Below are 14,780 nucleotides of genomic sequence, written 5' to 3' on the forward strand. Positions count from 1 at the left end.
CCTGGTCGCTTAAGTTGGCGACCAGGCGGGTTATCTATCTACCTATCTATCTACCTATCTATCTATTAATGGCACTGTTGCGCAATAGCTTGAATATCTGCCGGAGTGGTGCGGCAACAACCGCCGATCAACCGGGCACCCGCACGCTGCCACTCTCTGATTTGACTGTTCAACGGGTTTTGCTCTGTGCCACAACCATGCCAGGTTTTACTGACCGCATCGTAGTGTTCGCCAGAATTCGGGTAAACCACTAACGGTTTATCACTCAATGTCGCCAATTGCTGTAACGCCGGGGTGACACTGTCCAATGCGATACAGTTGACCCCTACCGCTAACACTTGCGGATTGTCCGCCAGCCGCTCCATCACCAGCTTCAACGGTGAACCATCACTCAAGTGGTGGCTGTCTTGCAAGGTGAAAGAGAACCAGGCGCCCAAGGTGGGGAATTCGTGCAACAGTTTAAGCAGTGCTTGTAATTCAGCCAATGAGGGCAGGGTTTCGCAGGCCAGCAGGTCAACACCTGCTTTGGCCAGTGCTGCGATTCTAGGGCGATGGAAAGCCGCCATTTCATTGGGTGGCAAATGGTAATCGCCACGATATTCAGAGCCGTTTGCCAGATAAGCACCATAAGGGCCGACTGAACCGGCGATCAACAACGGCAAGGCTTGCGGCTGTTGAGCCAGATAATCATCTCGCGCCTGTTGTGCCAGTTTTACGCTTTTGGCGATCAGTGCCAGCGATTGCTGCTCATTGAGTCCGCGACGTTGAAAGCCTTGTGGTGTCGCTTGATAGCTGGCAGTAATGGCGCATTGTGCCCCTGCATTGAAGTAATCAAGATGTACCTGATAAATCAGTTGCGGGTTTTCAATCAGCACTTTTGCTGACCACAACGGATCACTGAGGTCGCAGCCGCGCGCTTCCAACTCAGTGGCGAGGGCACCGTCTAGCACCAAGGTACGGTTATTCGCCAGCAGTGGGGTGAGAGGGTTATTAACTGACATGTTCTTCTCCGCTATTCAGTGTGCCTTTTTGACCGCTGCTGCGCGTCAGATAATAGACCAGATAACAGAGAGCAACGAATGGCAGGCCACAAAATAAGGCCACTCGTTGTTCTGGATCAAATACTAGACCAATACAAGCCAATAAACAGAGTATGAACCCGACGATTGGGGTTAGTGGATAACCTGGGGCGCGGTACTTCAGCCCTTCTATAGGTTTACCACTGCGCAGGTAATGGCGACGGAAAGCATAGTGTGAGGCACAGATACTCAGCCATACGGCGACTACTGCAAAGCCGGATATAGCAGACAGTGCGACAAACACGGTATCAGGGGCGATCACGCTGGTCAGTAGGGCCAGTACACCACCGAGCATACTGAAAGTCAGTGCATTGATGGGAATGCCCCGAGCATTCAGGCGCGAGAAATAGGCTGGCAATGTACGTTGATTGGCTAGCGACCACAACATCCGCCCTGACGCATACAGCCCGGAGTTCGCTGCGGAGAGAATAGCCGTCAGGATAACAAAATTAAAAATATCAGCCGCATAAGGCACACCAATACGTTCAAATACCTGCACAAAGGGGCTTTTAACCACACCCGCCTGTTCCATCGGGATCAACGCCGCCAAAATAAATACGGTACCGATAAAAAATACCACCAAACGCAATACCGTGGTGCGAATAGCCAACGGGATGACTTTTTCTGGATTTTCGGTTTCACCGGCGGCAATACCGATCAGTTCGGTACCGGAAAAGGCAAAATTGACCGCCACCATGGTCATCAGAATGGGTAATGTGCCATGGGGCAACCAACCGGATGAAGTCAGGTTATGCAGGAAGGGGGCGGGGCTGCCGTCTTTCATCGGTAACAGACCAAATACCGCAGCACCACCCAACACAATAAAGGCCAGAATAGTGATCACTTTGATCAGTGAGAACCAGAATTCGCTCTCAGCAAAAAAACGGGTGGTAATGGTATTAAGCAAAAAAATGATGGTGCAGAAGATCAAACACCACAACCACACCGGGGATTGTGGAAACCAGTATTGCATGCAGAAACCCGCGGCGGTGAGACTGGAGCCTAGCGCCACCGTCCAGGTGAGCCAATATAACCAGGCGACGGTATAGCCCGTGGCTGGGCCAGGATAGCGTGCCGCATAGATATGAAATGCGCCGGTTTCCGGCATGGCGACGGCAAGCTCCCCCAGACACAGCATCACTAGATAAACCACCAAGGCACCGATTAAATAGGCCAACAAGGTGCCGAGTGCCCCGGTAGTGGAAATGATATAGCCAGTATTGAAAAACAGCCCGGTGCCGATAACACCACCCAGAGACAGCATCACCAGATGCCGGGTTTTCATGGTGCGTTTGAACTTCCCTTCAATGGGCGCTACAGATTGCATGGTCATTCATCCATTTAGACGTCTATATGGCTAATAGGTATACCCTTAATAGACGCTTAAATCAACGTATCCTTACTATTGCGTTAATGGCAAAGTTAGCAACTTGATGAATGAATAAACCTCATCCTTGAGGTTTCGGCTGGAAGCTTGCCGTTGAGATGTCAGGCGATATATTGGCCTTAAGTGGCGGTAGCCTGCCGCAGAGCAACGTTTTTGCCAAAGGTAATATAGAGTATGGCTGGTATCATTAATCCAACAATCCAGGAGATATCTGTACCGATAAAATCATACAGCGGGCCGGTATACAGTGGAGTGGAAATAAATGGGACCTGAATCAGCACACCGAGAAAATAGATGCTGATACCAAAAATATTCCAGCGACCATAGCAACCATTCGGATCCATTAATGCGGCCTTGTCATAATGACCTTTAGCAACAAAATAGAAACTGGCGATGTTAATGGCGGCCCAAGGGGTGAAGAAGGTGAGTAAGAACAGCAGAAACGCTCTGAAGGCTCTTAAAAAATCATCTTTAGCCAGAAATGCCAGGCAGGTGGAAACACCAACAATAAAAATAACCACCGCAAGTCGCTGGTATTTGTTGTAGCTAACATGGCCTTTAAAGCCGCTGATAATGGTTGTCAGGCACATCAGGCTACCGTAGGCATTCAGTGTCGAGATGGTGATTTTACCAAAAGCGATACTGAAATAGATCAGGGCAGCCATGATACCGTTGGCCCCTAAGCTAACGATGTAACCGACTTCATTGCCAGCAAAGTGATTGCCCGCTAATGCCGCGGCAAACACCCCCAGTACCATCGAAATTTGCGAGCCGCTAACCGACCCCAGCCAGATAGCGAGGAAAACTTTCGACGAGGGTGTATTACTGGGTAGATAGCGTGAGTAATCTGAGGCATAAGGAGAAAACGAGATTTGCCACGATGCTGAGAGCGAAACAGCAATCAGAAATTTATCCCAGGCAAAGAAACGATTATCCAGCAGTAAAGAAATATCATTAACAGACAGCAGGCGGACAAAAAGATAGGTAAATGCCACAATGCCAAAGATGGTTGCTATACGCCCTAGACGATGAATAAAGCGGTAACCAATCATGGCAGAGATAATAATGATGACACCAAAAGTCAATATCCCGGCAGTGTTACTGACACTGGCTAAATGGGAGATTGCTTGCCCAGCCAGGATAAGGCCGGTGGTATTGAACCCCATATAGAGTGCACAGACTAAAACAATCGGAATAGAGGCACCGAGCACGCCGAATTGTGCTCGGCTGGAAATCATCTGGGGCAAGCCGAGTTTTGGCCCTTGCATACCATGCAAAGCCATGATGACCCCGCCAATTAACTGGCCTATCATTAAACCGATAATGGACCAAAAGGCATCCCCGCCAAGAACTACCGCTAATGCACCGGTCACAATAGCGGTTATTTGCAGGTTGGCACCAAACCAGAGGGTAAATTGGCTGAATGGACTGCCATGTCTTTCGTTTTCAGGGATAAAATCGATGACGCGTGATTCGATTAATGGCGTAGCTTTAGTCGTGGTCATAATTATCCTTATTCTTGAGTAGAATATGTTTCTCAGGATTTGGCGCTATTTCATTATAACCTTCGATATTCAGGTTGTAGGGAATACAACCTGAATAAACGAAGCTGGGTTAGCCAAATCACCGGGCACTATTTATTGGTGTAACGCTTTCTCAAGTGCTTGAAGGAACATATTGTTATCATTACGGCTGCCAACGGAAACACGTAAAAAACGGTCATAGCCTGTTTCAAGCCAAGGTTTAATAATCACCCCTTGTTGCAATAAGGCCGTATTCACCGTATTTACCGCCACTGGGCTGGCAAGAAATATAAAATTAGTGACCGATGGAATCGGTTGTAACCCTAAATGCTGCTGTAAAACCTGCTCCATACGGCGTCGTTCACTGCGAACATGTTCGACACTGGCAAGCAAATGATCCGTGTCTGCCAGGGCAGCAACAGCTGCCGCTTGAGCACAGCGATTAACATTGAAAGGAGTACGGAGTCGGTCAATCATGTCTGCCAACGTGGCATCGCTGGTAATACCATAGCCGATGCGTAAACCCGCTAACGCATAAGCCTTAGAAAACGTTCTTAAAATCACGTAATGGCATTGGCTGTTCTGTAATATTTTCAGGCAGTCGGGATAATCCGTTTCACCGTTGGCATATTCAAAATACGCCTCGTCAAATACCAGCAGAGTATGGGCTGGCAAGTGATCAATCACATATTGCAGTTCATCCCCGTTAAGTGCTGAACCCACTGGGTTAGATGGGGATGAGAACATCAGCATGCGTGTGCGCGGTGTTATTGCAGCCATCAATGCGTGTACATCAATACGCATATCGGGCCCCATGGGAACACCAATCACTTCAGCACCAGCCGCCTGTGGGTAGATAATATGCAGGCCAAAAGACGGTAAAATGGTGACCACCTGGTCCCCATGATCGAGAAATACCCGGCAGAGTATGCTGATAAGATCTTCAGAGCCATTACCGAAAACCAAACGTTTTTCATCAATAGCCAGTTTGTGAGCCAGCGCGGTGCGCAATAGATGGCAAGATTGGTCGGGATAAAGTGCGCTATTACGGGCTTCTGCCGTCAAGGCGGCTAAGGCTTTTGGCGAAATCCCCAATGGATTCTCATTGCTGCCCAGTTTGGCGACCTGTGAAACACCATATTTTGCTTGTACCGCTTCAATAGAGAGTCCGGCATTGTAACTACTGAGGGCTTGTACTTCAGTACGCGCAAATGTGTTTGAAGCATACATAGGATAAGATCCTTCTAGATTAAGACGATGTAGATAGGGATGGGTCTATCCCTATGGCTACACCATCAGTGTAATAATCATTTTTTAACATATACCCGTATATACAGGTAAGCGCAACTAGGGCTGGGGGCATGATTATTCATTAGCAGTAAAATAGCCATTACTGATAATATCTTTATTTATCAGTAGTTTATTTTTTTCTTGATGATGAGTAGGGGGGTGATTATGGGTTTTTAATGCGTTTTTAACGGAAAAATCAGCACGAAATTGGTTTGTTTTTGAGCTGTCGCTCACACATTATTCACATATTTTTCACATGATGGCAGGCGTTATCAGCGCAAAGCTCCCTTGGCTTGCTGTAGCCATTTGTCCAATTCATTAGCGAATTGCTGGCGCTCACGTTGATTAAGCGGCGCTGGCCCACCACTTTGAATACCGCTGGAACGTAATGTATCGAGGAAGTCACGGATATTGAGCCGTTCACGAATAGTGTCTGGCGTATAGCGTTCACCGCGAGGATTGAGGGCAATAGCCCCTTTTTCTATGACTTCTGCCGCGAGTGGGATATCGGCAGTGACCACCAGATCGCCGGTTTGACAAAGGCGCACGATTTCGTTGTCCGCAACGTCAAAACCTGCTGGCACTTGCAATGTATTTATAAATCGCGATGGGGGGGTACGCACAGGTTGATTGGCCACCAAGGTAACCAGTATCGCGGTACGCTCGGCAGCACGAAACAGGACCTCCTTGATAACATTGGGACAAGCATCCGCATCAACCCAAATCTGCATTATTATTCCCCTGTGATCCGCGACTTACCGGATGTGGCTGTGGTCATTTCTATTTTGCGCGTGACAGACTAGCTCGGTCTTCGCTGGTGTGCATCATAATATTGGAAAAAGTTGATCACACCAACCGTAATCGCATGGGCAATTTTCTCACGAAAAGCCGTAGTGCCTAGCAGGCGTTCCTCGTAAGGATTGGTGATAAATGAGGTTTCTACCAGAATTGAAGGAATAGACGGGGACTTCAACACCGCAAATGCCGCTTGTTCGGTACTGTCACTATGCAGACGGTGTACCGGACGGATCTGCCCCAACACGTGGCGACCTAGCGTCAGGCTGTTATTGATAGTATCGGTTTGTACCAAATCGAACAGTGTCTGTTGCAGATAATTGTCCTGCTGCCGGTATTTGCCACCAGCAATTTCATCAGCGGCATTTTCGCGGCTGGAGAGATAGCGAGCCATCGCGCTGCTGGCACCCCGGTTGGAAAGGGCGAATACGGAGGCCCCTGCCGCGTCTGGGCTGGTATAACCATCAGCATGGATTGAGATAAACAGATCGGCACGATGTTGATGAGCAATGTCTACACGGCGAAATAACGGGACAAACTCGTCAACTTCCCGTGTCAGGCGCACTTCCACCTGATCATGTTGCTGCAAAAAACGGCGCACATGGTTGGCAATTTCCAATACCACATGCTTTTCCTTTGAACCTTCAGGCCCTACCGCGCCGGAGTCGATACCCCCGTGCCCTGGGTCGAGCATGACTAATCTTTTACTGCCCGCCTGCTTGGGTGTTGGTTGGCTGCGCTGGTTACGCAACATACCGCCACGATTATTGCTGGTTTGGGCGTAGGCCGCTTTACTACCGAGTAAGGCGAAAGCCAAACCTGATAACAGTAATTGCCGACGTGTTGTTGAAGTCGTGAGGGGGGCAAAATTAAAATAAGGTTTATTTTGTTTTTTCATCACACACATCTCCAACTCAATAAATTGATCGCCGCGACGTTATAGCGCATCGACGATGATTAATCGACTTGAGAACTATTGCTATTTATTTCCTGATTATTATGTACAGATATATTGAGAGCACTAAATAAGTATACACTTAAGATTATTTTAATTGCAGTTAGAATATGGACCCAAAATAATTCGCACCGCGTGATTTACTGCTACCGCAGCAGTAACTTTGCCATATTGATGGCCTCGATCAGTTGTGGCCGGTTTACCCGCGGTGATTGGCTATCTAACAGCTGTTGCCACAGGGCTATCGCCTTGGCATATTCAGCATGGGAAAAGGCATCGGCCGCTAACAACATCAATGCCGAGACTTCATTCTTATCCAACGCCAGGGCCTTTTCTATATAGCTCTTTGCCTGTGGGGTAATGCGTTGCCCAGCCTGGTAATAGAGCACGGTAGCCAGTGCTGAGTATAATTCTGCATTGTCGCCGCGCAGGGTTAGCGCCTGCTGATAGGCAATCTGCGCATCGGCAAAATTATCGTTGTAGAGATAATATTCCCCCAGTTCGGCCCATGCGACACTGTCTTGCGGGGACTGACTGACTTTTTGCTGCAACCGCTGTAATTGGCGTTCATTCTGCTCTTGGGGCGAGAGGGGCTGAACCGGTTTGTGTATCTCGGTGAGCACGCTGGCTGGGCGGCCACTGGCTGCATACCAACAGGCACTGATGCCAAGTACCAACCCGATAAACAACAGATGAAAAGTGCCTCGTTTCATTTCCTATCCCTACGCCGCCATAACACTAGCGAAATCAACACCAGCATCACTGCCGGAAGCGCCCAAAGTACGAGGGTAGAGCGTTCTAACGGCGGTTGATAACGGACAAAATTACCGTAGCGCGCGGTCATAAAAGTCAGGATCTCGTCTGCTGTTTTCCCTTGCTCGGTCATGGCGAATACCTCGTGACGCATTGCCACGGCCGCCGGGGCATTAGACTCCAGTAAGTTCTGATTCTGACATTGCGGGCAACGTATCTGAGCCGCTACGGCCAAGGCTTGGTCTTGAACCTCTGGTGAGGTAAAGGCCCAAGTATCCACAATTTGCGCCGCCAGTGGTAACGTTAGGCTTCCCCACGTTATGCTTCCCAACAACAACAAGAAAGCTAGCCAGCGCATGTCTGTCTCCTTTGCCAACCGCTCGCCAACACACCGATGATCATCAGCCCACCTCCCCACCAGATCCAGCGGATACCACTCTGTACATAGAAACGCATGGCGTAACGCTGTTCTCCGCTTTTTTCGCCCATTACCACGTACCAATCATGAAACGCATTCCAGTCGATACCCGGTTCAAACATCTGTTGCCGACGGGCGGTATAAAACCGCCGTTCTGGCATCAGTTGAGCCACCCGTTTGCCTTGCTGCGAAACATCAATAATGGCCTGTTCGCTGGTGAAATTGGGGTGAGCCAATAGGTCGACTGAGCGAAGTTTAAATTCATACCCCGCCAGGGAGACAGTTTCGCCGACAGAAACATTCTGGCTGATTTCATGGCGTTGCAGCGCTGAGCTTGCAATGCCTAACGCCGTCAGCAGCACGCCGGCATGGGCAATGCATTGTGGTAACCGCTGTCGATCGAATCCGCCGTAACACATTAACACCAACCCCAACAGCCCAAACGGTAACAGCACCAGGTTGAAATAAGGGGCGCCGACCGAAATTTGTCCCCATCCCATCAACCGGTAAAACATCGGGTACAAAGTACCGACCAGTACAATCAGCGCGGCAGAGCTGAATAATAGCAGTGCACCCAACAGCACTGGGCTAGCTTTGGTTGTTGAAGCCTGCTGGCGGTTAGCTCGCAATGCATAGACCAGGAACGACGCGCCACTTAGGAAAGTAAACAGTATAAACAAGGGTAATGCACGCAGCTCATCCAGTGCAAAGGCATGCACCGAAACCAGCACGCCGGAACGAACGATCAGGGTACCCAGCAGGCTGAGTATAAAGGTGCCCAATGCTAACAGTATCGACCAATGGTGCAGGCCACCGGTACGTTGGCTAACCGCCAAACTATGCAATAAGGCGCTGGCCGTCAGCCAAGGCAATAAAGAGGCATTTTCGACAGGATCCCAGAACCACCAGCCGCCCCAACCCAGTTCGCTGTATGCCCACCATGACCCCAAAATGATCCCGGCAGTCAGAAAACACCATGCAGGTTTGGCCCAGAGCAGGCAGTGCCGAGCACTCTCGGCAGTAAATGTGCCTCGCAGCAAGGAGGACAACATCAATACACTGCAAACGGCAAACCCGCCATAGCCCAAATAAAGCAATGGAGGATGCAAGATCAGGCCGATATGTTGCAGCATGGGATTGAGATCGCGCCCTTCAACTGCAGGAGGAAAGACACGAACAAAAGGATCGGAGAAGAACAGGATAAAAATCAGGAAGCAGCCGTTGATCAACGCCAGAATGGCCAGGGGGAGAGGCTGCACAGAACGCTCTGATTTAGCGCTGAACAGGGCAAAGCAGGCCGACCAACCACTGAGGCACAACAACCAAAGTAGTAACGAGCCTTCGTGCCCGCCCCATAATGCGCCGACTTTCATCAAGGGCGGTAATTGACGATGGCCATGTTGGGCAACGTACAACACGGAAAAATCATTACGCCAAAACAGCAGCAGCAGAATGGCAAATGCCAGTACGATCAGGGCAAAAATGGCATAGCTCCATTCTCGTACTGGCAATAACACCTGACGGTGTTTTATCAATGCAAACAACGTGGTGCTCGCCAACAGTAATGACGCAACACAGGCAAGTAATAAGGCAATAAATCCCAGTTCGGCTAACCACAACACAACAACCTGCCTTATTTGGTTACAGCACTCAGGCAACCGTCATTTGCCCGGCATACAGAATAAAATAACGCAGCAATAATACGCCACACAAACTACAGCCGCTGATCAACAGGATATGGATCCGGGTTTTACCCCAGCCTACGGCTTTCAGTAGCAACGGAAGAACCAGCCCCAGGCCAACTACGCCCAACCAGAACCACCAGGCCCAGAAACCACTAGCCAACGCAGCCGATAAGGCACGTAGCTTACCGTCATCCCCCAGCGCTAATCCGATGAAGAACGCAGCCAGCAGGAAAATTTCCAGCCATACCACGGGTGTTTCAAGGCGGTGAAGGAAATGCATCTCATGGCTGTGGATATCGCCTTTGGGCCTGAGGGTGACCACCAGCATGACGACCGCGATCCCTGATGAAATACCGGAGAACAGGAACAGCGCCGGTAACAACGGGTTGTTTAGCATGGGGTAAGACTTCAATGCCGAAAGCAGGAAGCCGGTGTAAGCGCCCAACAATACCGCCAGGACGAGCATCAGTGTTTCTATTGACCGCAACAAAGGCAAGAGGCGAGCCAACAATGTTGGGATCACCGACAGCTTTGGTAGCCAGCGTTGCTGCAATGAGGCCAATTCATCACGGAAAATCAGTGCGAGCCACAACACCAGCACTAACATGTAAATCTGGAACAGCATCACGCCCATGGACATCACTGAGGTAAAGCTGTAGTGGAACATCAGTTTCCAGAAGGTCCACGGGCGGGTCAGGTGAAAAATCAGAATGAACAGTCCGAGCGCAATTGAGGTGGGCGCGATAAACAGTGTGGTCAGCATGATCTGGCTTTTTGAGGACCCTTCCTCGGGATGATAAAGTCGCAGCAGGATGGACAGAGTCACCAGACCTGCAGAAATACCAATCAGAAACAGGTAAATGGCAATGGGCCAATCCCAGACCAGAGACTCAAAATGGAAGGCAGAAGTCATTGACTTATCTCTCCATATTTAAACGGAACACGATACATTTTGGGGTGTGTTCCTAACGCAATCTTGTAGCGATAAGTGGTTTTTTGCTGTAACAGACGCGAGATATCACTATCAGGATCGTCAAGGTTGCCAAATGTTAAGGCCTGAGTTGGGCAGGAAAGTACGCAGGCAGGCAACTTGCCCTGGCGAAGGTTGGTCTTGCGGCAAAAATCGCATTTATCCGCCGTTTTATTTACCGGGTGAATAAAGCGTACCCGGTAAGGGCAGGCCGCAATGCAATATTGACAACCGATGCAGAGATCCGGATTAACGTCGACAATCCCACTGGCTGCATCCAGGAATGAAGCCCCGGTTGGGCAAACATGCACGCACGGAGCACTTTCACAATGCTGACAAGAATGGCGAAAAAAGCGGTATTTCACATCAGGAAACTGGCCTATCGGCTCGCTGCGGATAATCTCCAGGCGTGAAACGCCCACCGGTACCTGGTTGACTTCACGGCAGGCATCCATACAGGCAGTACAACCGATACAGCGTGATTCATCATGAACCATGCCGTAGCGGATGCCGTTCACGTTCATGGTGCGTGCCAAGAGTTTTTCCGCCGCCATAGAGGTCATGGCCAGCACACCTATTCCTGCAATAAAACGGCGTCGTGAGCAGCTCATGGCTGCTCCTTATCCAGCTTGACCGATGCTGGATTAAACGCTGGGTTCTGCTGCTGTTGACGATGGCAGTCCACACAGATTTGTATCCGCCCTTTGTCGCTCAGCTCTTGCATTTTATCCTGCTCAGGATGAAGTCGGTGGCAACTGGCACAAGATACCTTGGCTAGATGCACATCATGCGGCCAGAAGGCTTTTTGCAATGCCTCGGGCAAATGGCAAGACAGACAAACGCTGTTTTGCTGCTCGACACCGAACATCGGCTCGTTGAAACGCATTACATCCTTGACGCCTTCACGGTGGTGCCATGATGGGGTTCCATGACAGTTGGTGCAAGTCACCGGTAATTTGTTATTTGGGTTGATGGCACCCTCATGTTTGCCATGCATCGCACTTTGTTGCGGCTTGTGGCAACGTAAGCAGGCATCATCTGGGTTCCGTTGCAGAGTAACTTCCGCAGAATTCTGTTTGGCTGCGGGATTTTCGGTTTGTGCTGATACCGGTAATACTGTCAGCCAAAGACTGCAGGCAAGCACCCCGGTAGCTAATAACGAACGCAGTACGCTCATATTGACTCCATTTTTTTACGCCCCGCGAACGAGGCGAAGGGGTTAATGGCTTAACAGCCCGGCTTTCTTTGCCTGCTCATCCCACTGGGGAACGACTGTCTTGAGGAACTCTTGTTTTTCGGCATTCAACTTCGGCATATCCATCCCCATAGCCAATTGGGCTTTTTCTTTGGTAGAGATATCCGGCAGCGCTATCTCATGGGTGACCCCTTTGGTGGCGAGCAAACGGATGAGCTGAGTGCGAGCCTGTGCAGCTTGATCAAGCGCCGTGCCTAGAATGCGCAATGCAACATCCGGTGCATGCATATGAATACCGTGTGAAGCGATAGCAAAGTCCCAACGCCACTGGGCGTGACGGATATGGGTCAGGATAGGTTTCATCTCGGCTTCGGTTGCGCCAGCATCCCAGGCAGCCTTGGCTTCAAAGTGCGCGTGAACCAGTTGATCCTCCACTTTCAATTTGATCTCGTTAATGTCGTGCTTATGTTTGGCCACCACCGCTTCCAGGCTGGCTTTATCTTGGGTGTGGCAGTTTTTGCAGGTATGCTCAAAGTTATCGAACGGGTTACCAATCTTGTGTTCGGTATAGATCTTGCCTTCAGCGTTTTGCACTTTCGGCATATGGCAGTCGATGCAGGTTACATTGTTCTTGCCATGCATCCCGGCACTCCAGGTTTCATACTCTGGGTGCTGAGCTTTGAGCAACGGTGTTTTCGATAATGGGTTGGTCCAATCGGAGAAAGCGATGTTGTCGTAATAGGCCTCCATGTCATCCACCGTTGTTCCCTTGTCCCATGGGAATTTCACCGCCTTGTCTTTGCCTTCAAAATAATATTCGACGTGGCACTGCCCACAGACCATAGATTGCTGCTCGAAACGACCCGCTTTATCAAAGGATTTACCGATCGTCTGCATGGCTCTATCGGCATAAGGGCGGGAAAGGGTCAGCATGGGCTTGCCAGCGGCAAAATCAGCGGAAGCGGTATTGTGACAATCGGCACAACCGAGGTCGTTAACAATTTCCGGCCCTCCACGCGCCCATTTGCCATGAAAGTAGTTCGCTTCCCCTTGTTCGGCGATCACTCTGGCGACATCTGGACTTTTACAACTCCAGCAGGCCATGGGCAATGGCCCGTCTTCCGCTGTTTTTGGCGCGCCAGTACGTAACGTTTCACGGATATCCGTCATGGCATAGGCGTGACCACGCGGCTTATTGTAATCCTTGGCAAACGGGTAGCCGGCCCAAAGAATCACCAGACGAGGGTCTGCTGCTAAAGCGTCTACCCGCTCTGATTGTTCAGCGGTGGCTTTCCAAGATTGGTATTGATCCGGGTGAGAAGCAGAGAAAGTTTCGTTTCTGGCCTCAATCTTCCCCGGTGCCTCGGCGGCAAGTGCCGAAAACGAGAAGAACCCCGTAATCATCCCTGCTAGAAATAGCGTCAATACATTGCTGACCTTATTCATAAGCATCCCATCCAGTTGGTCTGCGTTAACGCAGTACTTTATTAGTTGTTAGGTTCGGTTAAGAACAGATTTTCAACACCACATTTTGTAGGGATAACATAGGCCACATAAAAAATGTTGTTTTTGGTCAATTTACGAGGAGATCTTGAAGACTTGATTGAATTTTGAGAAGCAGCACTAAATTTTATATACCTCTAATTAGTTATTAAAATATAAGGCATTGCGTTGAAAGAGGGAGCAATAGAAATTATTGCATACTGCTTTTGATGATTGTCGGTCAAACGCGTCTTAGTAAAAACATAAGATATTTTTATGTAAATCCTTGTTTGAGTCGTGGCTAGAAGATAAAAAACGAATTTTTGCTCGCTTAACCCTTAGTTAAGGAATAGGAGGGCTGAAACAGACTTGAATACCACCAAGCAGTCACTGTACACCGCTAAGGGCGCTGTAATTTGTGCGATAGCAGAGGCAAATTTCAGTTTGATATTGCGTCATAGAATAATCACGCGATAATCAGGTAAACAGATTAAATAACAGTGGTGAGCACCGATGGAAATTCGCGTATTTCGACAAGAGGACTTTGAAGAGGTCATCACGCTGTGGGAGCGTTGCGATTTGTTGCGCCCATGGAATGACCCTGAAATGGACATTGAGCGTAAATTGAACCACGATCCGGAACTGTTTTTAGTGGCGGAAGTGGGGGGCGAAGTGGTGGGGTCGGTCATGGGGGGCTATGACGGCCACCGTGGTTCAGCCTATTATCTGGGGGTTCACCCCGATTATCGTGGGCGTGGTATCGCCAATGCGTTAATTAACCGCCTGGAGAAAAAACTGATCGCTCGAGGCTGCCCGAAAATTCAACTGATGGTACGTGAAGATAACGATACCGTTATTGAGATGTATGAAAAGATCGGTTACGAGATCCAGAGTATAACCTGCCTGGGTAAAAGGTTAATTGAGGATCAAGAATACTAAACGGTGTCCTAATAATTGACTAGGGTATTGTTCGAACAATTGAAACGTCTTATTGAATTAAAAAATAGTGGTTTTAAGCGCTTGTGGCAAGCTCGACAATACCCAGTCAATTGAGCTGAATTTAACCTTTATACCCGATCAACTTGCAGATGTTTGACCAAGCCTGTTATTAGGGACGGCGTGCTGAGGGTTCGTAGTGGCGTTAGCCGTCGGAACGGGTCTCAGTACGATTGTCCCGGGTATCTAAGACTCAACAAGAGTTTCAAGCCATTTTGAAGTATCACAGGTCTATAGGTATTAATAGACTCT

14 protein-coding genes are annotated in these 14,780 nt (G+C 49.3%); 1 reads left to right on the forward strand and 13 read right to left on the reverse strand.

Annotation, left to right across the window (positions count from 1 at the left end):
- Positions 1-65: 65 nt before the first annotated feature.
- The 13 genes from mmuM to nrfA form a co-directional block, all read right to left on the reverse strand.
- The gene (gene mmuM, locus AC2A06_RS04715) at positions 66-1,001 is read right to left on the reverse strand and encodes a homocysteine S-methyltransferase (protein ID WP_484379528.1); all 936 of its coding nucleotides are present in this window, start codon (positions 999-1,001) and stop codon (positions 66-68) included.
- Positions 991-2,406, reverse strand: a complete 1,416-nt coding sequence (gene mmuP / locus AC2A06_RS04720; RefSeq protein ID WP_484379529.1) for an S-methylmethionine permease — start codon at positions 2,404-2,406, stop codon at positions 991-993. Before mmuP ends, mmuM begins: the two co-directional genes overlap by 11 nt.
- A 179-nt stretch (positions 2,407-2,585) precedes the next feature.
- Positions 2,586-3,971, reverse strand: coding sequence for a purine-cytosine permease family protein (locus AC2A06_RS04725; RefSeq protein ID WP_484379530.1), 1,386 nt, complete (start codon positions 3,969-3,971; stop codon positions 2,586-2,588).
- 132 nt (positions 3,972-4,103) lie between these two features.
- Positions 4,104-5,219, reverse strand: coding sequence for a histidinol-phosphate transaminase (hisC, locus tag AC2A06_RS04730; protein ID WP_484379531.1), 1,116 nt, complete (start codon positions 5,217-5,219; stop codon positions 4,104-4,106).
- A 332-nt stretch (positions 5,220-5,551) separates the two neighbouring features.
- Positions 5,552-6,010 carry a YaiI/YqxD family protein gene (locus AC2A06_RS04735; RefSeq protein ID WP_484379532.1) on the reverse strand — a complete coding sequence of 153 codons (459 nt, stop codon included), beginning with the start codon at positions 6,008-6,010 and terminating at the stop codon, positions 5,552-5,554.
- A gap of 68 nt (positions 6,011-6,078) precedes the next feature.
- A complete protein-coding gene (gene amiA, locus AC2A06_RS04740; protein ID WP_484379533.1) occupies positions 6,079-6,972 on the reverse strand; it encodes an N-acetylmuramoyl-L-alanine amidase AmiA in 894 nt (297 codons plus the stop codon).
- A 203-nt stretch (positions 6,973-7,175) separates the two neighbouring features.
- Positions 7,176-7,742 (reverse strand): TPR domain-containing protein, encoded by a 567-nt coding sequence (locus tag AC2A06_RS04745; RefSeq protein WP_484379534.1) that lies wholly within the window; start codon positions 7,740-7,742, stop codon positions 7,176-7,178.
- Entirely contained in the window at positions 7,739-8,104 is a 366-nt protein-coding gene (gene nrfF, locus AC2A06_RS04750) for a heme lyase NrfEFG subunit NrfF (protein ID WP_484379627.1), read from the reverse strand. Before nrfF ends, AC2A06_RS04745 begins: the two co-directional genes overlap by 4 nt.
- Before the next feature lie 23 nt (positions 8,105-8,127).
- Positions 8,128-9,822: a heme lyase NrfEFG subunit NrfE gene (gene nrfE, locus AC2A06_RS04755; RefSeq protein WP_484379535.1), complete on the reverse strand. Its 1,695-nt coding sequence runs from the start codon at positions 9,820-9,822 to the stop codon at positions 8,128-8,130.
- Positions 9,823-9,850: 28 nt separating this feature from the next.
- Positions 9,851-10,798 carry a cytochrome c nitrite reductase subunit NrfD gene (nrfD, locus tag AC2A06_RS04760; RefSeq protein WP_484379536.1) on the reverse strand — a complete coding sequence of 316 codons (948 nt, stop codon included), beginning with the start codon at positions 10,796-10,798 and terminating at the stop codon, positions 9,851-9,853.
- Positions 10,795-11,466, reverse strand: a complete 672-nt coding sequence (nrfC, locus tag AC2A06_RS04765) for a cytochrome c nitrite reductase Fe-S protein (RefSeq protein ID WP_484379537.1) — start codon at positions 11,464-11,466, stop codon at positions 10,795-10,797. Before nrfC ends, nrfD begins: the two co-directional genes overlap by 4 nt.
- The gene (gene nrfB, locus AC2A06_RS04770) at positions 11,463-12,032 is read right to left on the reverse strand and encodes a cytochrome c nitrite reductase pentaheme subunit (RefSeq protein WP_484379538.1); all 570 of its coding nucleotides are present in this window, start codon (positions 12,030-12,032) and stop codon (positions 11,463-11,465) included. Before nrfB ends, nrfC begins: the two co-directional genes overlap by 4 nt.
- A 42-nt stretch (positions 12,033-12,074) precedes the next feature.
- Positions 12,075-13,454, reverse strand: coding sequence for an ammonia-forming nitrite reductase cytochrome c552 subunit (gene nrfA, locus AC2A06_RS04775; protein WP_473197983.1), 1,380 nt, complete (start codon positions 13,452-13,454; stop codon positions 12,075-12,077).
- A gap of 591 nt (positions 13,455-14,045) precedes the next feature.
- Here nrfA and AC2A06_RS04780 point away from each other — a divergent pair.
- On the forward strand, positions 14,046-14,471 hold the full coding sequence (locus tag AC2A06_RS04780; RefSeq protein WP_484379539.1) for a GNAT family acetyltransferase: 426 nt from the start codon (positions 14,046-14,048) through the stop codon (positions 14,469-14,471).
- Positions 14,472-14,780: the final 309 nt, after the last annotated feature.

This window comes from Serratia sp. HNCC26DJ244 (assembly GCF_057180565.1).